This is a genomic window from Solwaraspora sp. WMMA2056, assembly GCF_030345095.1.
Lineage (GTDB): Bacteria > Actinomycetota > Actinomycetes > Mycobacteriales > Micromonosporaceae > Micromonospora_E.
The window spans coordinates 5,125,018-5,144,773 of sequence record NZ_CP128360.1 but is presented as its reverse complement, the minus strand read 5'-3'; the positions used below and the strand labels follow the sequence as shown (position 1 = coordinate 5,144,773).

22 protein-coding genes are annotated in these 19,756 nt (G+C 71.0%); 14 read left to right on the top strand and 8 right to left on the bottom strand.

Going from position 1 to position 19,756, the window contains the following annotated elements; genetic code table 11:
- The first annotated feature begins 116 nt into the window (after positions 1-116).
- From O7608_RS23195 to urtE, 6 genes are all read left to right on the top strand, one after another.
- A complete protein-coding gene (locus O7608_RS23195; protein WP_289211003.1) occupies positions 117-1,034 on the top strand; it encodes an acyl-ACP desaturase in 918 nt (305 codons plus the stop codon).
- Between the two features lie 196 nt (positions 1,035-1,230).
- Positions 1,231-2,454 (top strand): urea ABC transporter substrate-binding protein, encoded by a 1,224-nt coding sequence (gene urtA, locus O7608_RS23190; protein WP_289206597.1) that lies wholly within the window; start codon positions 1,231-1,233, stop codon positions 2,452-2,454.
- A gap of 33 nt (positions 2,455-2,487) precedes the next feature.
- Positions 2,488-3,363 (top strand): urea ABC transporter permease subunit UrtB, encoded by an 876-nt coding sequence (urtB, locus tag O7608_RS23185; RefSeq protein WP_289206596.1) that lies wholly within the window; start codon positions 2,488-2,490, stop codon positions 3,361-3,363.
- On the top strand, positions 3,360-4,577 hold the full coding sequence (gene urtC, locus O7608_RS23180) for an urea ABC transporter permease subunit UrtC (protein WP_289206595.1): 1,218 nt from the start codon (positions 3,360-3,362) through the stop codon (positions 4,575-4,577). Before urtB ends, urtC begins: the two co-directional genes overlap by 4 nt.
- Positions 4,574-5,347, top strand: a complete 774-nt coding sequence (gene urtD, locus O7608_RS23175) for an urea ABC transporter ATP-binding protein UrtD (RefSeq protein WP_289206594.1) — start codon at positions 4,574-4,576, stop codon at positions 5,345-5,347. Before urtC ends, urtD begins: the two co-directional genes overlap by 4 nt.
- Positions 5,348-5,352: 5 nt before the next feature.
- On the top strand, positions 5,353-6,045 hold the full coding sequence (urtE, locus tag O7608_RS23170; RefSeq protein WP_289211002.1) for an urea ABC transporter ATP-binding subunit UrtE: 693 nt from the start codon (positions 5,353-5,355) through the stop codon (positions 6,043-6,045).
- Between the two features lie 22 nt (positions 6,046-6,067).
- Here the strand turns inward: urtE and O7608_RS23165 are convergent, their stop codons facing one another.
- Positions 6,068-6,601: a PaaI family thioesterase gene (locus O7608_RS23165; protein ID WP_289206593.1), complete on the bottom strand. Its 534-nt coding sequence runs from the start codon at positions 6,599-6,601 to the stop codon at positions 6,068-6,070.
- Between the two features lie 56 nt (positions 6,602-6,657).
- Here O7608_RS23165 and O7608_RS23160 point away from each other — a divergent pair, with 56 nt between their 5' ends.
- Entirely contained in the window at positions 6,658-7,140 is a 483-nt protein-coding gene (locus tag O7608_RS23160; protein WP_289206592.1) for a winged helix-turn-helix transcriptional regulator, read from the top strand.
- A gap of 18 nt (positions 7,141-7,158) precedes the next feature.
- Positions 7,159-7,551, top strand: a complete 393-nt coding sequence (locus O7608_RS23155) for a VOC family protein (protein WP_289206591.1) — start codon at positions 7,159-7,161, stop codon at positions 7,549-7,551.
- 15 nt (positions 7,552-7,566) lie between these two features.
- On the opposite strand, the gene O7608_RS23150 is transcribed toward O7608_RS23155, so the two are convergent.
- Together O7608_RS23150 and O7608_RS23145 are read right to left on the bottom strand one after the other, a co-directional pair.
- Positions 7,567-8,250, bottom strand: a complete 684-nt coding sequence (locus O7608_RS23150; protein WP_289206590.1) for a response regulator — start codon at positions 8,248-8,250, stop codon at positions 7,567-7,569.
- Complete coding sequence (locus O7608_RS23145) at positions 8,247-9,374, bottom strand: sensor histidine kinase (protein WP_289206589.1); 1,128 nt, start codon at positions 9,372-9,374, stop codon at positions 8,247-8,249. The genes O7608_RS23150 and O7608_RS23145 overlap by 4 nt, the downstream gene beginning before the upstream one ends.
- A gap of 136 nt (positions 9,375-9,510) precedes the next feature.
- Here O7608_RS23145 and O7608_RS23140 point away from each other — a divergent pair, with 136 nt between their 5' ends.
- Both O7608_RS23140 and O7608_RS23135 read left to right on the top strand, forming a co-directional pair.
- Complete coding sequence (locus O7608_RS23140; protein WP_289206588.1) at positions 9,511-10,239, top strand: ABC transporter ATP-binding protein; 729 nt, start codon at positions 9,511-9,513, stop codon at positions 10,237-10,239.
- A 31-nt stretch (positions 10,240-10,270) separates the two neighbouring features.
- Positions 10,271-11,047 (top strand): ABC transporter permease, encoded by a 777-nt coding sequence (locus O7608_RS23135; protein ID WP_289206587.1) that lies wholly within the window; start codon positions 10,271-10,273, stop codon positions 11,045-11,047.
- Positions 11,048-11,090: 43 nt separating this feature from the next.
- On the opposite strand, the gene O7608_RS23130 is transcribed toward O7608_RS23135, so the two are convergent.
- The 5 genes from O7608_RS23130 to O7608_RS23110 all read right to left on the bottom strand — a co-directional run bounded on the left by O7608_RS23130 (position 11,091) and on the right by O7608_RS23110 (position 16,221).
- On the bottom strand, positions 11,091-11,927 hold the full coding sequence (locus O7608_RS23130; RefSeq protein WP_289206586.1) for an ABC transporter ATP-binding protein: 837 nt from the start codon (positions 11,925-11,927) through the stop codon (positions 11,091-11,093).
- Positions 11,924-12,796, bottom strand: a complete 873-nt coding sequence (locus O7608_RS23125; protein WP_289206585.1) for an ABC transporter permease — start codon at positions 12,794-12,796, stop codon at positions 11,924-11,926. Before O7608_RS23125 ends, O7608_RS23130 begins: the two co-directional genes overlap by 4 nt.
- A complete protein-coding gene (locus O7608_RS23120; protein ID WP_289206584.1) occupies positions 12,793-13,827 on the bottom strand; it encodes an ABC transporter substrate-binding protein in 1,035 nt (344 codons plus the stop codon). Before O7608_RS23120 ends, O7608_RS23125 begins: the two co-directional genes overlap by 4 nt.
- A 49-nt stretch (positions 13,828-13,876) precedes the next feature.
- On the bottom strand, positions 13,877-15,043 hold the full coding sequence (locus tag O7608_RS23115; protein WP_289206583.1) for an agmatinase family protein: 1,167 nt from the start codon (positions 15,041-15,043) through the stop codon (positions 13,877-13,879).
- 230 nt (positions 15,044-15,273) lie between these two features.
- Positions 15,274-16,221: a helix-turn-helix domain-containing protein gene (locus O7608_RS23110; protein WP_289206582.1), complete on the bottom strand. Its 948-nt coding sequence runs from the start codon at positions 16,219-16,221 to the stop codon at positions 15,274-15,276.
- 68 nt (positions 16,222-16,289) lie between these two features.
- On the opposite strand from O7608_RS23110, the gene O7608_RS23105 reads away from it, so the two are divergent.
- From O7608_RS23105 to O7608_RS23090, 4 genes are all read left to right on the top strand, one after another.
- Entirely contained in the window at positions 16,290-16,493 is a 204-nt protein-coding gene (locus O7608_RS23105; RefSeq protein ID WP_348650086.1) for a hypothetical protein, read from the top strand.
- 83 nt (positions 16,494-16,576) lie between these two features.
- Positions 16,577-17,377: a class I SAM-dependent methyltransferase gene (locus O7608_RS23100; RefSeq protein WP_289206581.1), complete on the top strand. Its 801-nt coding sequence runs from the start codon at positions 16,577-16,579 to the stop codon at positions 17,375-17,377.
- A 38-nt stretch (positions 17,378-17,415) separates the two neighbouring features.
- Entirely contained in the window at positions 17,416-18,522 is a 1,107-nt protein-coding gene (locus O7608_RS23095) for a mandelate racemase/muconate lactonizing enzyme family protein (protein WP_289206580.1), read from the top strand.
- A complete protein-coding gene (locus O7608_RS23090; protein ID WP_282230403.1) occupies positions 18,522-19,751 on the top strand; it encodes an MFS transporter in 1,230 nt (409 codons plus the stop codon). Before O7608_RS23095 ends, O7608_RS23090 begins: the two co-directional genes overlap by 1 nt.
- Positions 19,752-19,756: the final 5 nt, after the last annotated feature.

Sequence of the window (19,756 nt, the reverse complement as noted above, 5' to 3'; positions counted from 1 at the left end):
CCGTCGGGGAGAAGTGGCGGCGACGGCAGCAAATAACCTACGGTTGCGTAAGTTACGTAGCCGTAGGTTGTTGTCGTGTTGGGAGAAAGTCGTTGACCGTCGCCGCCACCGCCCCGATGTCCCAGACCGCGCTGCTCATCGAGCTCGAACCGGTGGTCGCCGACAACCTCAACCGCCACCTCGGCCTGGCCAAGGAATGGTTCCCGCACGAGTACGTGCCGTGGAGTGAGGGACGCACCTTCGACGGACTGCTCGGCGGCGAGGCGTGGTCGCCGGAGGACTCGCAGATCCCCGACATCGCCCGGACCGCGCTGATCGTCAACCTGCTGACCGAGGACAACCTGCCGTCGTACCACCACGAGATCGCCTCCCTGTTCGGTCGCGACGGCGCCTGGGGTACCTGGGTGCACCGGTGGACCGCCGAGGAGGGCCGGCACGGCATCGCCATCCGGGACTACCTGACCGTGACCCGGGCCGTCGACCCGGTGGCGTTGGAGCGGGCCCGGATGGAGCACATGTCCAACGGGTACGCCAACGTCCACGGCGACGAGGTGCTGCACTCGCTGGCGTACGTGTCGTTCCAGGAGCTGGCGACCCGGATCTCGCACCGCAACACCGGCAAGGCCACCGGTGACCCGCACTGCGAGCGGCTGCTCGCCCGGGTCGCCGCCGACGAGAACCTGCACATGATGTTCTACCGCAACCTGCTCGGCGCGGCGTTCGAGCTGGCGCCGAGCCAGGCGATGCGGGCGGTCGCCGACGTGGTCGCCGACTTCCAGATGCCCGGTGCCGGGATCGACGGCTTCGCCCGCAAGTCGGTGGCGATCGCCCTGGCCGGCATCTACGACCTGCGCCAGCACCGCGACGAGGTGCTCGCGCCGGTGCTGCGCCAGTGGGACATCTGGAACGTCACCGGCCTGGACGCCGACGGCGAGGCGGCCCGGGAGCAGCTGGCCGCGCAGATGGACCAGTTGGAGACCGCCGCCGCGCGGTTCGAGGCCCGCCGCGAGGAGCGCCGCGCCCGCGGCCGCTGACCTGCGGGTACGGCCCGCCCGTCGACCACCAGGCAACAGCCCAGCGTGCTGGCACGCAGCGTACGGCTCGCCTCACCGAACGTTCAGGTTCGCGGTGAGGCGGGCTTAACGCGTTGGAAATCGATACGTCGAGATTCGTGAAACTCCGCCTCCCTACGTTTCGTGGCACCCACAACTTCGGCTGAAGGGGAGTTGGATGCCACGACGCTTCCGGGGCGGCCTCGCCGCACTCTGTATATTGTCGACATTGGTCGCCGCGACCGCCTGTGCCGAGGACCCCACGTCCTCGGGCAGCGGCGCTGACTCCGACACCATCAAGGTCGGCATCCTGCACTCGCTGAGCGGCACCATGGCCATCAGCGAGGTCACCGTACGCGATGCAGAGTTGCTCGCGATCGAGGAGATCAACGCCGCCGGCGGCGTACTGGGCAAGCAGATCGAACCCGTCGTCGAGGACGGTGCCTCGGACTGGCCCACGTTCGCGGAGAAGGCGCAGAAACTCATATCCCAGGACAAGGTCGCCACCGTCTTCGGTGGCTGGACGTCGGCCTCGCGCAAGGCGATGCTGCCGGTCTTCGAGCGCAACAAGGCGCTGCTGTGGTACCCGGTGCAGTACGAAGGGCTGGAGAGCTCGCCGTACATCTTCTACACCGGAGCGACCACCAACCAGCAGATCGTGCCCGGCCTGGACTACCTCAAGGAGCAGGGCCACCAGACGATCTTCCTGGTCGGCAGCGACTACGTCTTCCCGCGCACCGCGAACAAGATCATCAAGGCGTACGCCGAGGCCAACGGGATGCAGGTCGTCGGCGAGGAGTACACCCCGCTGGGCCACACCGAATACAGCACCGTGGTCAACAAACTCCAGCAGGCCAAGCCCGACGCGGTCTTCAACACCCTCAACGGCGACAGCAACGTCGCCTTCTTCAAGCAGCTGACCAGCGCCGGCATCACCGCCGACGCGATGCCGACCGTCTCGGTCAGCGTCGCCGAGGAGGAGGTCGTCGGCATCGGCCCGGAGAACGTCGCCGGACACCTGGTGGCCTGGAACTACTACCAGACCACCGAAGGCGAACGGAACACCGCCTTCGTCGAGGCGTTCAAGGCCAAGTACGGCGCCGAGAAGGTCACCTCCGACCCGATGGAGGCCGGCTACAACGCCGTCTACCTGTGGGCCGCCGCCGTCGAGGCCGCCGGTACCACCGAGGTCGAAGCCGTCAAGGAAGCCGCCGGCGGGATCAGCATCGACGCCCCCGAAGGCAAGGTCACCATCGACGGCGACAACCAGCACGTCTACAAGACGGCCCGGATCGGCGTGGTGCAGCCCGACGGCCAGATCCAGGAGGTGTGGAACTCCGGTGAACCCATCAAGCCGGATCCGTACCTGACCGGCTACGACTGGGCCGAGGGCCTGTCCTGACCGGTCGGTAGCAAGCGGAGGGAGGTGCCCGCCATGGCGGTACTCAACCAACTGGTCATCGGCGCGAGCATCGGAGCGGTGCTGCTCCTGATCGCGCTGGGCCTGACGTTCACCTTCGGTCAGATGGGCGTCATCAACATGGCCCACGGGGAGTTCATCCTGGCGGGCGCCTACACCGCGTACATGATGCAGGGGCTGGTCGGGGCGCAGGCCGTCCCGGCCGCCCTGCCGGTCGCGTTCCTCATCGCCGGCACCATGGGCCTTATCCTGGAACGCCTGGTGATCCGGCGCTTCTACGGCCGGCCCCTGGACACCCTGCTGCTCACCTTCGGCGTCAGCCTGATCCTGCAGCAGCTCGCCCGCGACATCTTCGGCGCGCCGAACGTTCAGGTCACCGCGCCCGGCTGGCTCACCGGCGGGATCGACGTGGCCGGCGTACGGCTGCCGTACAACCGGATCTTCATCATGGTCCTCGCGGTCGCCTGCGTGGTGGCGATCTCGCTCTACCTGAGCAAACTCTCGTACGGCCGACGGATGCGGGCGGTGATGCAGAACCGCCAACTCGCGGCGGTGACCGGCGTGGCCACCCACCGGGTCGACCAGCTCACCTTCTTCATCGGCTCCGGCCTGGCCGGCGTCGCCGGGGTGGCCTTGACCCTGATCGGCCCGGTCGGTCCGTCGCTGGGCACCTACTACATCGTGGACGCCTTCCTCGTCGTCGTGGCCGGGGGACTCGGGCAGCTGCGCGGCGCGGTCATCGCCGCGATCGCCCTCGGCGTCATCAACAGCTATGTCGAGTTCTGGACCGATGCCAGCCTCGCCAAGGTGGTGGTCTTCGCGGTGATCGTGGCCTTCCTCCAGTTCCGTCCACAGGGCATGTTCGTCCTCCGTTCCCGGGCGCTGACATGAGCGCGGCCCGGACGACCGGTGCCGCCACGCGGCCGGCGGCCCGCTTCACCGCCGGCCCGGCCGCCCGCTGGCCCGGCCCGGCCGTCTTCGTCACCGTCGGCGTCGTGCTGCTGGTCGTCGCGCCGCTGGCGCTCAGCCCGTTCCGGCTGGACCTGCTGGCCAAGTACCTCTGCTACGCCATCGTCGCGGTCGGTATCTACCTGGCCTGGGGACGCGGCGGCATGCTCACCCTCGGCCAGGGCGTCTTCTTCGGCCTCGGCGGTTACGCCATGGGCATGTACCTCAAACTCTCCGACGCAGGCGAGGGCAACCTGCCCGACTTCATGGTGTGGAGCGGGGTGGAGACGCTGCCGGCGATCTGGGCACCGTTCCGCAACCCGTTCTTCGCCCTGGCCATGGTGGTGGTGCTACCGACCGCCGTGGCACTGATCCTCGGCACCCTGGTGTTCCGGCAACGGGTCCGCGGCGCCTACTTCGCCGTACTGTCCCAGGCCCTGGCTGCCGCGTTCGTGATCCTGCTGGTCGGCCAGCAGGGCCTCACCGGCGGCACCAACGGCCTGACCAACGTCCAGTTCTTCTTCGGCCTCGACCTGTACGACCCGACGCAGAAACGGATCGTCTACTACGTCTGCGTCGGTGCGCTCGGCCTGGTGTTCCTGGCCGCCTGGCAGCTCACCCACTCCCGGTTCGGCAAGCTGCTGGTCGCGATCCGCGACGGCGAGGACCGGGTCCGGTTCCTCGGCTACGACCCGGCCGTGGTCAAGACCCTGGTGTACGCCCTGTCGGCGGCGATGGCCGGGATCGCCGGCGCGTTGTTCGTGCCGGTGGTCGGCATCCTCGGCCCGGCCGACCTGGGTGTGGTGCCGTCGATCGAGATGCTGGTCGCGGTCGCCATCGGCGGGCGGTTCTCGCTGGTCGGCGCGGTCGGCGGAGCGATCCTGTTCAACTACGGCAGTACGGTGCTCAGCGAGCAGTGGCCGTCGGGCTGGCTCTACCTGCTCGGTGGCCTGTTCATCGCGGTGATGATGTGGGCACCCCGGGGACTGGCCGGGCTGCTCGCCGACGGCTGGTCGGCGGTACGGCACCGCTGGCCCGGCCGACCCACCGGCGACCCACCGGGTGCGGCCCCGGTCTCGCCGGCGGCCGGCGACCCGGTGACACCAGCGCAGACACAGCCGGCGGCGACCGCCTCGGTCGGAGGTGACCAGCGGTGAGCGGCAAACTGGAGGTCCGCGACCTGAACGTGGTCTTCGACGGGTTCCGGGCGGTCACCGACCTGAGCCTCACGGTCGAGCCGGGTGAACTGCGGTTCCTGATCGGACCGAACGGTGCCGGCAAGACCACCCTGATCGACGTCGTCACCGGTCGGACCCGGCCCGCCTCCGGGTCGGTGCGATTCAACGGTCAGGAGCTGGTCGGCCGGCGCGAACACCAGATCGTCCGGCTCGGCATCGGCCGTACCTTCCAGACGTCGGTGGTGTTCGAGCAGCTCACCGTCCTGGAGAACCTCGACCTGGCGGCCAGTTTCCGCCGGCGGATGGTCGGCCTGCTGCGCCGCCGCCGGGGCGTGTCCGACGAGGTGTCCCGGGCGTTGGAGACCACCGGACTGGCCGACCTCGCGTTCGCCCCGGCCGGGGTGCTGTCCCACGGTCAACGGCAGTGGCTGGAGATCGGCATGCTGATCGTGCAGCAGCCCAGCCTGCTGCTGCTCGACGAACCGGTGGCCGGGATGAGCCGCAGCGAACGGGACCGCAGCGGCGAGCTGCTGCGCGAGGTCGCCAAGGACCACACCGTGATGGTGATCGAGCACGACATGGAGTTCCTGCGCCGCTTCGCCAGCACCGTCACCGTGCTGCACGAGGGCACCCTGCTCTGCGAGGGCACCGTCGCGCAGGTGCAGGCCGACCCCCGGGTGCAACAGGTCTACCTCGGCCGTGCCCGGGAGGAGAACACCGAACCCGTCGCTCAGGAGGCGTCGCCGTGACCGCCATGCTCACCGTCGAGGGCCTCGACGTCTCCTACGGCCGGGCCCAGGTGCTCTTCGGGGTCGACCTGCAGGCCCCGGCCGGTGCGCTGGTCTGTGTGATGGGGCGCAACGGGGTCGGCAAGACCACGCTGCTGAAGGCAATCACCGGGGTGCTGCCGGTGCGCGCCGGCCGGGTCACCTTCGAAGGCCGCGACATCACCAAACTACGTACCCACGAGCGGGTGCGGCTCGGGCTCGGCTACGTGCCGCAGGGCCACGAGACGTTCCCGCAGTTGACCGTCGCGGAGAACCTGCAGGTGGCGATCGAGGCGGCCGGGACCGACAAGGCGGCCCTGGACGAGGCGCTCGACCTGTTCCCGGCGTTGCGCGGTCTGCTGCGTCGCCGGGCCGGGTTCCTCTCCGGCGGCCAGCAGCAGCAGTTGGCGATCGCCCGCGCCCTGGTCACCCGGCCGAAGATGCTGCTGCTCGACGAGCCGACCGAAGGCATCCAGCCGTCCATCATCGTCGAGATCGAGGAGGCAATCGAACGGCTGCACTCCGAGGCCGGGCTGGCGATCCTGCTGGTCGAGCAGTACCTCGAACTGGCGCTGCGGCTGGCCGACCAGTTCGTCATCCTCGACGCCGGCGAGGTGGTCCGGGCCGGCGACAAGGAGGACCTGCGCGACGAATCGGTCCGCCAACTGCTGTCGGTGTGAACCGGCGGGTGTCCGGGGGTGGTCAGGTCGTCGGCGGTAGCTCGAACAGCAGGCAGGACGAGGTGGCGTGGGCGGCCAGCCGGCCGGCGGCGTCGGTCAGCTTCGCCTCGGCGTACGCGGTGCGCCGCCCGCGCTGCACGACGGTGCCCTCGCAGCGCAGCGTGCCCGAGGCGAGCGTGACCGGGCGCAGGAACTTCACGTTCAGGTCGATCGAGGTGTAGCTCGTCCCGGCCGGCAGGACCGAGTGCACCGCGCAGCCGGCCGCGGTGTCCAGCAGCGTCGAGATGATCCCGCCGTGCACCGTGCCCAGAGCGTTGTAGTGGAACTCCTGCGGCGTCAGCGTGGTGACCACCCGGCCGTGCTCGGGCTCCAGGCCTTCGAGGCCGAGCATCACCATCACCGGTGGGGCGGGGATCTCACCGGAGGCCATCGCCCGCAGCTGGTCCAGCCCGTCGAGGCCGTTCAACGCGGCCAGCCGGACCGTCGCCGGGTCGGTCCACGAGAAGGTACGGCTGCGCTGCGTCGCGTCCGGCGCCGGCTGCTGAGTCTGCGTCATCATTGCAGGCTGTCAGCCAGTTGCTAGGTCTGTCAACGAGACCTAGCCTGGTGACGGTGAGACCTACCGCACTCGACTGGTCCATCGACAACTGCACCATCGCCCGCACCATGGAGATCCTCGGCGAGCGGTGGACCGTCGTCGTGCTCCGCGAGGTCTTCAACGGCGTCCGCCGCTTCGACCAGATGCGCGAACGCACCGGCGTTCCCCGCCAGGTGCTGACCAACCGGCTCGCCATGCTGGTCGACCAGGGCCTGCTGCGCCGGCACCCGTACCAGGAGCCGGGGGAGCGGCAACGCTACGAGTACCGGCTCACCGGCAAAGGTCTCGACCTGTGGCCGGTGCTGATCGCCCTGCTGCAGTGGGGTGACCGGTACTGCGCCGACCCGGACGGCTCGGCGCTGACCGTGACCCACCGCGACTGCGGCGCCGAGGTCGGCGTGACCATGCGCTGCGCCGCCGGCCACGACCTGGTCAGCCCCCGCGACGCCCTGCCCCGTCCCGGCCCCGGTGCCCGCCTGCGCACCCCCGCTGCCTGACCACCTACGCTGCGCAACGTGCACATCTCGCTCACCGCGATCATCGTCGACGACTACGACCCGGCCATCGCGTTCTTCACCAGCGTCCTCGGCTTCGAGCTGGTCGAGGACTCCCCGTCGACCACCAACGACGGCCGCCCCAAACGGTGGGTGGTGGTGCGCCCGCCCGGCGCCGAGACCGGCCTGCTGCTGGCCCGCGCCGACGGCGACGCCCAACGGGCGGCGGTCGGCAACCAGGCCGCCGGCCGGGTCGGGTTCTTCCTGCGGGTCGACGACTTCGACGCCGCGTACCAGCGGATGACCGACCACGACGTGCGGTTCGTGACCGCGCCGCGCACCGAACCGTACGGCAAGGTTGTGGTCTTCCTCGACATCGCCGGCAACCGGTGGGACCTGGTCGGCCCGGCCTGAACGGTCGCTCCCTGCTCAGCGGAGCAGGCCGTGGTGCAGGGCGCGCAGCACCGCGCGGGTGCGGTCGCGGGTGCCCAACTTCAGCAGTACGGCCGACACGTGGTTCTTGACCGTGCCCTCGGCGAGGAACAGCGCCTCGGCGATCTCCCGGTTGGTGTAGCCGGTGGCGACGAGCCGCAGCACCTCACGTTCCCGTTCGGTCAACTCCTGGATCGGCGGGGCGTCCCCGTCGACGGCGACCGGAGCGTCACCGGCGGCGACCGCCCGCAGCAGCCGGTCGGTGATCGCCGGCTGCACCAGCGTGCCACCGGCGGCGAGCGTGCGGACCGCGCCGATCAGTTGTTCGAGGGTCACGTCCTTGAGCAGGTAGCCCCGCGCCCCGGCGCGCAACGCCTGCAGCACGAGTTCGTCGTCGTCGAACGTGGTCAGCACCAGCACCGGTATGTCGACCCCGTGCTCGCGCAACGTCCGTAGCGCCCAGATCCCGTCCCGGCCGGGCATCCGCAGATCCAGCAGGACCACGTCCGGCCGGTACTCCTCGACCGCCGCGACCCCCGAATGCCCGTCGTCGGCCTCGGCTACCACGACGATGCCGTCGGCCAGCTCCAGCAGGCTGCGGATGCCCTGGCGGACCAGGGTCTGGTCGTCGACGACGCAGACGCTGATGACGGGACCACCGGTCTCGCGGCCACTGGTCATGCCGCCGGCACCTCGGCCCGCACCCGGAAGCCCCGCCCACTATCCAACGACACCCGTCCGCCGAGCGCCTCGACCCGTTCCCGGATCCCGCACAGCCCGTTGCCCGGCCGCACCTCGCCACCCGTACCCCGGCCGTCGTCCCAGGCCGACAGCCGCATCGTGCCGTCGTCGTCGCTGATCTCGATCCACAGGTTGGCCGCCCCGGCATGCCGGATGGTGTTGGTCACCACCTCCTGCACGCAGCGGACCAGCGCGGTGACCCGTTCCTCGTCGACGGCGATCCCGTCGGCGACCCGCAGGTGCACGGCGGGTTCCGGCAGCTCCGCGACGATCCGCTGCAGAGCCTCGCGCAGGTCCGGGGCGTGCCGGCGCAGCTCGCCGACGGTGCCACGGACGTCGGCCAGCAGGTCCCGGGCGACCTGCCTGGCCCGGGTGACGTGCTCGGCGGCCGGCGGTGCGCTCTGGTGCGCGGCGACCTCCAGCTCCAGGGTCAGCACCGTCAACTGGTGGCCGATCAGGTCGTGCAGCTCCCGGGCGATCCGTAACCGCTCGTCCGACCGGGTCGCCTGCGCCAGCAGCGCGGTCGCCGCCCGCAACTCGGTGTGCGCCTCGGCGAGCTTGCGTCGGGTCGCCAACTCCCGCAGGTACGTCTGCACCGACAACACCACCCCCACCTGCAGCAGGGCGTACAGCAGTGCGTTGAGCAGTCCCTGGGCGACCGCACCCGAGTTGAGATACGCCGCTGCGGCCGCGACCACCGTGTTCAGTGCGATCACAGCCGCTGTCACCGGCCACGGATTCAGGTAGGTGCTGACCGCCGCGCCGAACACCAGCAGGATCTGCGTCCACCCGAACGCCGGTGCCATCAGCACCACCGCCACCCCGAGGCCGACCTGCGCGGCGAAGACCAGCACCGTGCCGACGTCGCGGACCCGGTCCACCAGCAGCGTGCAGACCACCAGCGCCATGACGAACCCGGCGAAACACGCCCACCACAGCCACACCGGGACAAGGAACGCCCCGGCTGCCGGGCCGCGACCCAGCACCAGCACCGGGGCACCGACGGCCAGGCAGGTCAGTACGCCGACCACCCCGGACCAGGGGCGGGGATCGGATCGGCTCACCCTCGTCATGCTAGGCGGCCCGGTCGGTGTACCGCCCCTGCCGGAAGTCACCCCCACCGACCGTGACCACCGGCAGATCCGCCGGTCGGCCCGGTCGCCATAGCGTGCAGACGTCCCCAACCGAGGAGGTACGGCGATGCCGGCGATCACCGTCGAGGACATCCACAAGCGGTACGGGGCGACCGTCGCCGTGGACTCGGTGAGCTTCACTGTCGAGGCGGGGGAGGTGCTCGGCGTACTGGGGCGCAACGGGGCCGGCAAGACCACGGTCGTGGAGACGATCGCCGGACTGCGCCGGCCCGACCACGGCCGGGTGCGGGTGCTCGGTCTCGACCCGTGGCGGGACCGGGCCCGGCTGCGTCAGGTGCTCGGCGTACAGCTGCAGGCCGCCGCGCTGCACGCGGCGCTGACCGTCCGGGAGCTGGTCCGGCTGTACCGCAGCTTCTACGCCGACGGTGCCGACCCCGACGAGCTGATCGACCTGCTGGGTCTCGCCGACCGCCGCGACACCCGGTTCGAGAAGCTCTCCGGCGGCCAGCAGCAGCGGCTGTCGATCGCCCTGGCGCTGGTCGGCAAGCCCAGGGTGGCGTTGCTCGACGAGCTCTCCACCGGGCTGGACCCACAGGCCCGTCGACGCATCTGGGCGGTCGTCGAACAGTTGCGCGACGACGGGGTGACGGTGCTGCTGGTCAGCCACCTGATGGAGGAGGTGGAGCGGCTCTGCGACCGGATCGCCCTGATCGACCGGGGCCGGCTGATCGCCCTCGACAGCCCGGCCGGGCTGATCACGCGAGCCGAGCGCAGAGCCGCCGACACGGGGACGGCAGCACCGTCAACCACCCTCGACGACGCCTTCCTCACCTGACCGGCCAGCCGCTCGACACCGAGGAGGAGACATGGTGACCGGGCCGGAGATCGTCGTACGCCGGCCCGGACCGCGCGCCTGGGCCGCGCTGGTCGCCGCCGAGTGCCGGATGGTGGCCCGCGACACCGCCGGCCTGGTCGTCCCGATCGGGCTGCCGCTGCTGATCCTGGTGATGAACGCGGTCAGCGTGCACGGCGACCAGACGCTGCCCGGTGGCCGTACCGTGCTCGACGGGTACGTGCTGCCGTTGGTGTTCACCGTCATCATCGCCACCGTCGGCGTGGTCAACATGCCGAGCTTCCTGGCCTACTACCGGCGGACCGGGGTGCTGCGCCGGCTGGCGGTGACTCCCGCCCACCCGGCGATGGTCCTGGCGGCGCAGGTGGTCACGAGCCTGCTGCAGACCATCGTCGGGGTCGGGCTGGCGCTCGGGGTCGCGGTGGTCGCGTTCGGTGCCCGGCCGCCGGGCAACCCCGGCCGTACGGTGGCCGTCGTCGCCCTCGCCGCAGCAGCCATGTACGCCGTCGGGATGCTGGTGGCGGCGGTCGCGCCCAGCGGCAACGCGTCGGTGGCGATCGGCCTGACGGCCTTCTTCGCGATGGGCGCGACCGGTGGCCTGTTCGGGCCGACGAAGAACCTGCCGGACCGGGTGGCGATGGTCGGTGAGGCGCTGCCGTTCGGGGCGGCCGTGCAGGCGGTCGGCGCGGCCTGGGCGGGTGAGCCGCCGCAGCCGCGCCACCTGATCGCCCTGGCCGTCGCGACCGTGGTGAGCGCGCTGGTCGCCGCCCGGTTCTTCCGCTGGCAGTGACGCCGATACCAGCCAGCGCCGCCAGCCTGAGCGGGGCGGCCAGTCAGCCGCCGGACCCGGCGGCGGCGTGCCGCTGGTGGTAGGCGCGGACCTGGTCCTCCACCTCGGCACGCAGGGCCAGGAACTCCGGCAGCCGCTTGACGGCCAGCTCCCGGGGCGTCCCGTCGCGGTCCGGCGGCAACTCCACCGGCAGATCGGCGGCGACCCGACCCGGGTCGCTGGCCAGCACCACCACCCGCTGCCCGAGGAAGACCGCCTCTTCGACGTCGTGGGTCACCATCACCACGGTGGTGCCGGTGTCGGCCCACACCCGGCGCACGAACAGCTGCATGTCCTCCTTGGTCTGCACGTCGAGGGCACCGAACGGCTCGTCGAGCAGCAGCACCTGCGGCTCGCAGGCCAGCGCACGGGCGATCGCCACCCGTTGGCACTGCCCGCCGGAGAGCTGCTTCGGCAGCGCGTGCCGCAGCCCGGTCAGCCCGGTCTCGGCCAGGTACCAGGCGACCCGCCGGGCCCGTTCGGCCCGGCTGATCGGCAGCAGCTCCAACCCGAACGCGACGTTGCGTTCCACCGTCCGCCACGGGTAGACGGCACCGCTCTGCAGCACCAGCCCTCGGTCCGGTCCCGGTCCGGTGACCGGCGCGCCGTCGAGCAGCACGGTGCCCCGGCTCGGCGCGGCCAGCCCGGCGATCAGCGACAGCAGGGTCGACTTGCCGGATCCGGATGCGCCGACCAGGCAGACGAACTCGCCTCGGCGTACCGCCAGATCCACGCCGTCGAGCGCGCGCAGTGACCCGCCCGCGGCGGCCCGGAAGTCCTTACCGACGCCGTCGAGGCGCACCAGCGGCGTGCCGGCGGCTTCGGCTTCGGTCGCGGTCACGTCGTCCACCTGCCGATCCGGTCGCGGGTGGCCCGCAACGTCAGGTCGATCGCCACCCCGATCAGCGCGATCACGATCAGTACGGCGAAGATGCTGTCGAGCTGGTTGAAGCGTTGCGACCGGACGATCCGGTAGCCCAGCCCCGACTGGGCGTTGATCAGCTCGGCGACCACGACGAAGTTCCACGCGGCGGCGGCGTTGACCCGGATCGCGTCGATCATGCCGGGCAGTGAGTGCGGCACGATCACCTTGCGCAGCACCTCGAAGCGGCGGGCACCCAGGGTGTAGGACACGTCGATCAGCCCCGTCGGCACGGTCCGGACCACGTTGGCGGTCATCAGCGTGTTGAAGAAGACGGTCGCGATGAAGATCAACGCGACCTTGGACGGCTCGCCCAGCCCCAACCAGATGATCAGCAGCGGAATGAACGCGCTGGCCGGCAGGTACCGCAGCAGGCCGATCATCGGCTCCAACGCCGCCCGACCCGCCTGGAAGCTGCCCATCAGCAGCCCGAGCGGCACCGACACCGCCACCGCCAGGCCGAAACCGCGCAGCACCCGGCCGACGGTCGCGGCGGTGTCGGTCCACAACTGACCCGTACGGGCCATCTCCACTCCAGCCGCCACCGACTCCAGCGGGGACGGCAGGAAATCCGGCTGCCCGTCGACCAGCATGCTGCCGATCTGCCAGGCGGCCAGCGGCACCACGATCGAGGCGACCGTCAACGTCCACCGGCCGGCCGCCGGGATCGGCGTACGGATGGCCAGCAGCGCCGGCACCCGGCGGGCCGGACGCCGCCGGGGCAGCGGCCCCCACGACGTCCGGTCCGCGCCGTCGGTGGCCGTAGCCGGCTCCCGGGTGACGGTCACGGCGACACCGCCGCCACGAACTGCCCGTCGAGCAGTCCGTCCAGCGGTGGTGCCTCGTCGACCAGACCCGTCTCCACCAGGAACTCGGCGATCGAGCGGGCCTGGAAGTCCAGGTTGGCCGGGGTGTCGCCCGGCGCGAACGCCGCCTGGTTGTCGGCCAGGTCGAAGATCGTCGTTCCGGCGTCGTACGTGCGGTAGTCCTCGACGCTGACCCCCGCCTGCGTCGCCATGATCTCCACCGCCTCGTCCGGGTTGGCGGCGATCCAGTCCAGGGTGTCGAACCAGGTGTCCACCACCGCCTGTACCTGCTCCGGATGCGCGGCCACGAACTCCGAGTCGAACACCAGGTGGTCGGGGATCGCGCCGGGGAAGTCCGCCGAGGTGGCGATCGCCTTGCTGCCCTCGCGGCCCAGCGCGGTGGTGGTGAACGGGGCGAACGCCCCAACCGCGTCGACCTGCCCGGCCAGGAACGCGGCGGCGGCCGCGTCGGTCAGCAGCGGGCTGATCTCGACGTCGTCGGCGCTGAGCCCCGCCTCGGCCAACGCCAGCAGCAGCAGGTAGTGGTCGACCGTACCTTCCTCGATCGCCACCCGCTTACCGGCCAGGTCGGCCACCGAGTCGATCCCCGGCGCGGCGATGATCTGGTCGTTGCCGGTCGAGTTGTCGTTGACCAGCACCACGGTCTGCGCCGCACCGCCGCTGACCGACGACAGCGTGTCGTTGAGGGTCTGACTGTTGGCGTCCAGGTTGCCGGTGGCCAGCGCGGTCAGGCTGTCGGTGTAGCTGTCGAAGTAGGTCAGCTCGACGTCGACCCCGTTGGCTTCGAACAGGCCCTGCTCCTGCGCGACCTGCCAGGGGAACCAACCCGGCCAGGCGCTGAACCCCAACCGTACGGTGGTCGAACCGGACCCGGAACTGTCGGAATCGCTGTCGCCGCAGCCGGCGGCGGTGACCAGCAGCGTCGCCGCGCAGACGGCCGCGATCAGGCGGCGGGTGGGGGATCGGCGGGAAGATCCGGCGGTACGTCGCATCTATGTCCTCCAGCGGAGAGGTGGATTGCGGGGGAGGTGTTGCCGGGGTTCAGCGGCGCGGCAGGTGCCCGGCGCGGACCAGGCAGCCGAGGGTGTCGCAGATGACGCGGGTGGCGATCAGCGAGGTGATGTCGGCGTTGTCGTACGGCGGCGAGCACTCCACCACCTCGATGCCGGCCAGCGGCCGTTCGGCGATCAACTGGATGAACTTCAGCACCTCGCGGGGCAGGAAACCGCCCGGCTCCGGCCAACCGGTGCCGGGCACGAACGCGGCGTCCAGACAGTCCACGTCGAACGACAGCCAGACCGCCTCGGCCCTGTCCCAGGCCACTTCTAGGGCCTTTTCGGCGGCGGCCTCGATGCCCATCTCGACGCAGTCGGTGACCGTCATGATCGTGGTGCCGCGTTCCCGGCCGACCTTCACCCCGGGGCGGGGCGCCTGCCAGCCGCCGATGCCGATCTGCACCAGGTTCTTCGGTGGCACGTTCGGGATGTCGGTGGCGTGGAACCACGGGGTGGTGTGCATCCGCTCGTCGAGGTCGGTCTCCTGGGTGTCGACGTGCCGGTCGAAGTGGATGATGCCGAGGTTGCCGTCGAGGTGTTCGGCGACGCCACGAACCGTCGGGTAGCCGATCGAGTGGTCCCCGCCGAGCACCACCGGGAACGCCCCGGAAGCGTAGACGTGGCTGACCGCCTTGGAGATCTGGTCGAAGGTCTTCTCGATGTTCGCCGGGATGGTGAACACGTCCCCGAGGTCGGCGATCGTGATCGACTCCCGCAGGTCGACGCCGAGTTCGAACGAGTACGGCCCGTACAGCGCGGAGATCTTCCGGATGCCCTGCGGCCCGAACCGGGTCCCAGAGCGGTACGTCGTGCCACCGTCGAACGGCGCGCCGAGCACCGCCACGTCGTACTCGCCGCAGCGGCGCACGTCCTCGACGTACGGTGCCTTCAGGAAGGTGTTGATCCCGGCGAAGTGTGGCAGCTCGCCACGGGAGAACGTCGGGATCCGCTTGTCGACGATCGAATCGGCACCGGGCAGGCCGTACTCCAGGCCCCGGGCGATCTCCTCTTCCCACTTGGTGGTGGGCAGTTCGGCCTCGCGGGCGACCGCGTACGCTGCCTCCGGGCCGTAGTTGCCGTGCAGCTCGGGTTGGTCGCTGGGCTGCTGGTCGCGGTGCTGGTGATTGTGGTGATGATGGTGGTGCAAGCCCACGGGGCACCTCCGAATGAGGGCCTGGCTGAGGCACAGCCAGACATCCGGCTGCCTCCCGGGCTTTTGTCCCGCCGTGGAACGCCGCCCGCCACGCTGGCGGCCCGACGCCTGCACCTCTCGGACCTGTCCCGTCCCCGGCTGCCCGTGCCTGGCTGCCCGGCGGCGGCGGAACCCTAGGTGCGCCTCACCGTTGGTGAGTCACCCCGGAGTAGACGCCGCTGTGGTTTCGGTCACTTTGCCGACCCGTTGCCGTCGGGTATCGGCTGCGCCCGGGCGGCCAGGTCGTACCAGACCCGCTCGTACGCAACGACGTGCGCCGGCTGGTCGAGGTGCATCGTCCCGGTCAGGGTGTCGAGCCGGACCAGCCCCGACCCGGCCGGCCGCCGTCCGGGGACCGTCGTGGCGGCGGCGAAGCGCAGCAGGGTGAACGGGTTGGTCATGCCGGCGTGCGCGCCGCCGGCCAGCGGCAGCACCCGTACCGAGATCCCCGGCCTGATCGCGAGCGCCCGCAGGTGGTCGAGTTGCGCCCGCGCCGTCGCGTCGTTGCCGACGGTACGCCGCAGCGCCCCCTCGCCGACGATCGCCTGCACCGCCGGCGGATGCGGGTGGGTCAGCAGGTGCCGCTGCCGCGCCGCCAGCTGGTCGAGGCGGGCGGCGATGTCGTCGTCGCTGCGCAGACCGGCCGGGCAGCGCAGCAGCGCCTCGGCGTACCCCGGGGTCTGCAGCAGGTCCGGCAGCGTCGCCTGGCCGTAGCAGCGGATGAGCGTCGCGGACTGTTCGAACACCGGGTACGGGTCGGCGTCGATCGGCAGTCCGGCCAGCCCGTCGTGCCACCAGCGCCCGCCGCTGGGGCGGTCGATCTCCGCCGCGAGGGCGAGCAGCCGTTCCCGGGTCTCGTCGTCGGCCCGGTACAGCCGGCACATCGCTGACATGTCCGCTTCGGTCCAGCGCACCCGCGGGTCGCCGGCCTCGATTCGCCAGAGCGTGCTGTTGCCGCGTCGCAGCTTGTCGGCGGCGACGTCCTGGGACAGCCCGGCCTCGTACCGCAACGCCGCCAGGCACCGTCCCACCTGCCGCCGCAGCAGGGCCGTCCCGCCGGCCTGCGCGTTGATGCCCGCCGTCCGGGCGGCTCTCCCGTTGTACGCCCCGGCCCGTCGGCCGTCACCCCTGCCAGTCATACCCAACAGGGTGAAACAATTGCGGGCAACCGTCAAGTGCGGTTGCCTGCAGCCTAACTTGCGAGAGTGTGGACATCGACCTGGTCGGCAGCGCTGAGATAGCCGAGATGCTGGGCCAGCCAGGCGGCCCGCTGTCCCGTCAACGCACGTACACCATCACCAGGTCTCGAACCTTCCCGCTGCCGGTTGCGAAGCTCAAACAGGGTGAGGTTTGGCTTCGCGCCGATGTCGAGCGGTGGATTCAGGAGAACCGGCCGCCCCGGGTCAGCTGAGCCGCGTACCGTCGTGATCCCGCAGTGGCCATAATGTGGGAAGCTGCTCCCGAATTGCGAGACAGCCGGTCTATCGTCGGAGCATGTCAGCTGTATACACGCACGGTCATCACGAGTCGGTGCTGCGCTCCCACCGCTGGCGTACCGCCGAGAACTCGGCCGCGTACCTGCTGCCGCACCTGCGGCCCGGCCAGGCGTTGCTCGACATCGGCGCCGGTCCCGGCACCATCACCATGGACCTCGCCGCGCTCGTCGCTCCCGGCCGGGTCACCGCCACCGAGGTCACCGACGAAGCGCTCGCCCTGTCCCGCGCCGAGGCGCAGGCCCGGGGCGTCACGACTGTCGACTTCACCACGGCCGACGTACACGATCTGCCGTTCCCCGACGACGCGTTCGACGTGGTCCACGCCCACCAGGTCCTCCAGCACGTCGGCGACCCGGTCCGCGCGCTCGCCGAGATGCGCCGCGTCTGCCGGCCCGGGGGAGTGGTCGCGGCCCGCGACAGTGACTACGACCGCTTCGCCTGGCATCCCGCCGTACCCGAGCTCGACGAATGGCTCGCGCTCTACCAGGCGACCGCCCGCGCGAACGGCGGCGAACCGGACGCCGGTCGCCGGCTGCTCTCCTGGGCGCGGGCCGCCGGGTTCGGTGACGTCACGCCCGGCGCCTCCGCCTGGTGCTACGCCACCGACGAGGACCGCCGCTGGTGGGGGACCATGTGGTCGGAGCGCATCGTCGCCTCCGAGATGGCCCGGCAGATCCTCGCCGCCGGCACCGCCACCCCCGCCGACCTGCGACGGCTCTCCGCCGGCTGGCTTAGCTGGGCCGACGCGCCCGACGGCTGGTTCGCCATCCTGCACGGCGAGATCCTCTGCCGTCCCTGACCCGGACGCCAGATCGATCACCGTGGATTATCGGCGTGGTGCGTGACAAGCTGATCCGCATGGAGCTCGACGTCCGTCGGATGACCCTGCGCCTGTTGACGGTGTTCCGGAGTTCACAGCACTCCTACGACTCGACGGACACCTGCCTCGTCGCCGTCGTCCACGACGGCGTCACCGGCCTGGGTGAGGGCACACCGGCCTGGGCGCACGGCGAAACCGTCGAGCAGGTCGTCGCGGCGGTCGCCGAACACGGCAGAGACGTCCTCGGCCCGGACCTGTCCGATCCGGACCGGGTCCTGGACCGGGTGGCCGACTGGGACGGACCGGTCGGCGCGCGGATGGCACTCGACGGCGCGGTGCACGACTGGGTGGGCCGGTCCGCCGGCGTGCCGACATGGCAGTTGTACGGCGTACCGCGCACCATGCCCGAGCCGACCGGGTACACGATCGGGCTCGGCAGCGTCGCGCAGACCCTGGAGCTGGTCGCGAACGCGCCGCCGGTCGGCGCGTTCAAGATCAAGGTGCGCGGCGCCGAGGACCTCGACCGGCTGGCCGCCGTCCGCGCGGTCACCGACCTGCCGGTGCGGATCGACCCCAACGAGGCGTGGGACCTGCGGACCGCGCAGGAACTGACCCCGGCCCTGCGTGCCCTCGACATCCAGCTCGTCGAGCAGCCGTTCCCGAGAGACGCGGTCGAGGCGTACCGCCGCTACCGTGAGCTGCCCGACCGGCTGCCGGTCTTCCTGGACGAGGGCTGCACCGACGTGGACAGTGTCCGGGCGGCCGCCGGCCTGGCCGACGGGGTGGTGGTCAAGTTGGCCAAGTCCGGCGGGGTCCGGGCCACCCGACGGGTGATGGAGGCCGCCCGCCAGGCGGGCCTGTCGGTGATGCTCAGCTGCAACTGCGAGTCGGAGCTAGCGCTGAGCCAGGCCGCCCTACTGGCCCCGCTGGCCGAGCGCATCGACATCGACAGCCAGTTCCTCCTGCGCGACCCCCCGTTCCGGGGGCTGGGCCTCGACCAGGGGCGGATCGTTCTCGGCGACGCCCCAGGGCTGGGCGTGCTGCCGTCCGACCAGCATGCCTTCGGCGGCGTCGACCCGTCGACCGGGGTCGGTGTCCGATCCGACGGCGGGCCGGCCGACTGATGGCCGCACCGGCCACCCCCCGCGCGGCTGCGGGCAACCGCCCCTGGTCGGCGTTGCGCAGGGGTTCCTTCACCCGTGCCCAGTGGGCCGTGCTGATCGGCGGATTCCTGGTCAACGTCGGCTCGTTCTCGATCTATCCGTACCTGGCCGTGCTGCTGCGGGAACGCATGGGCGTGGGCATGGCGCAGGTCGGGGTGGTGCTCGGGGCGGCGACCCTGGTGCAGTTCGCCAGCGCCCCGGCGACCGCTGCGGTGGCCGAGCGGGTCGGTCTCAAGCGGGCCCTGGTGGCGGCCCTCACGCTGTACAGCCTCGGCGGGGCGGCGTTCCTCGCGGGACAGCGGTTCCCGGTGCTGACCGTCGCCGGCCTGTTGCTTATCTCCGGCGGCGGATCACTGTACTCGCCGGCGTACCGCAGCTATCTGGTGCACGAGGTGGGCGACGAGCAGCGGCCCCGGCTGGTGTCGGCAGGCAACGCCGCAGGCAACCTCGGTATAGCGGTGGGGCCGGTGGTGGGGGCGTTGTTCGTGCACCGGCCGACCGTGATGTTCGCGGCCGTGACGACGGTGTACGCCGGTGTGGCGCTCGGTCACGTCTTTCTCCGCCGGGAGCGGCAGGTCGCCGACGCGCCACCGGTGGAGCCGTTCCGGCGGATGCTGCACGGGGTGGCGGTGCTGCCGTTCGTCGTCACCGCCGTGTCGTTCTACGTGCACATGCAGTTCTACCAGTACCTCTCCAGTTACGCCCAGGGCCGGATGGCGACCCTGTTGTTCGGGGCGGCGATGATGGGCTATTCGCTCGGCCTGGTGGTGGTGCAGCCCCTGGTCGCCGAGCGGGTGGGGAGGATGAGCTACCCGGCGGCGATGGCCATCGGATTCGGTGCCCTGGCGACCGGGATGGCCGCGTTCGCGGTTGGCAACGGTCCGGCGGTGGTCTGCGGGGTCGCCGCGATCAGCGCCGGCAGCGCCGTGTTGTTCCTCAAGAACGACCTCGAAGCGTTGGCGGGGTCGAGAAGGTCGGCGACGGTGGCCTTCGGCCAGCAACGGCTCGCGGTGGGGGTCGGTTCGTTCCTCAGTGGCGTCGCCGGGGGCAGCGTGTACGGGGCGTTCGAACAAGTCGGGTTCCTACCCGGCTTCTGGCTGGTCGTCGCCGCCCAGTGTGTCGTCCTTCCGGTGCTGGTGCTCACTGTCGGGCGATGGCTGGGACGCCGCGTACCGCAGCAGGGTTCCTAGCTGCG

Bases quoted from the DNA above. Each gene is read 5' to 3' on its own strand.
- O7608_RS23140 (WP_289206588.1), top strand. From the start codon at position 9,511: ATGCCGGCGATCACCGTCGAGGACATCCACAAGCGGTACGGGGCGACC.
- urtA (WP_289206597.1), top strand. From the start codon at position 1,231: ATGCCACGACGCTTCCGGGGCGGCCTCGCCGCACTCTGTATATTGTCG.
- O7608_RS23100 (WP_289206581.1), top strand. From the start codon at position 16,577: ATGTCAGCTGTATACACGCACGGTCATCACGAGTCGGTGCTGCGCTCC.
- urtC (WP_289206595.1), top strand. From the start codon at position 3,360: ATGAGCGCGGCCCGGACGACCGGTGCCGCCACGCGGCCGGCGGCCCGC.
- O7608_RS23135 (WP_289206587.1), top strand. From the start codon at position 10,271: ATGGTGACCGGGCCGGAGATCGTCGTACGCCGGCCCGGACCGCGCGCC.
- O7608_RS23150 (WP_289206590.1), bottom strand. From the start codon at position 8,250: ATGACCAGTGGCCGCGAGACCGGTGGTCCCGTCATCAGCGTCTGCGTC.
- urtE (WP_289211002.1), top strand. From the start codon at position 5,353: ATGCTCACCGTCGAGGGCCTCGACGTCTCCTACGGCCGGGCCCAGGTG.
- O7608_RS23165 (WP_289206593.1), bottom strand. From the start codon at position 6,601: ATGACGCAGACTCAGCAGCCGGCGCCGGACGCGACGCAGCGCAGCCGT.
- O7608_RS23090 (WP_282230403.1), top strand. From the start codon at position 18,522: ATGGCCGCACCGGCCACCCCCCGCGCGGCTGCGGGCAACCGCCCCTGG.
- O7608_RS23195 (WP_289211003.1), top strand. From the start codon at position 117: ATGTCCCAGACCGCGCTGCTCATCGAGCTCGAACCGGTGGTCGCCGAC.
- O7608_RS23110 (WP_289206582.1), bottom strand. From the start codon at position 16,221: ATGACTGGCAGGGGTGACGGCCGACGGGCCGGGGCGTACAACGGGAGA.
- urtB (WP_289206596.1), top strand. From the start codon at position 2,488: ATGGCGGTACTCAACCAACTGGTCATCGGCGCGAGCATCGGAGCGGTG.
- O7608_RS23120 (WP_289206584.1), bottom strand. From the start codon at position 13,827: ATGCGACGTACCGCCGGATCTTCCCGCCGATCCCCCACCCGCCGCCTG.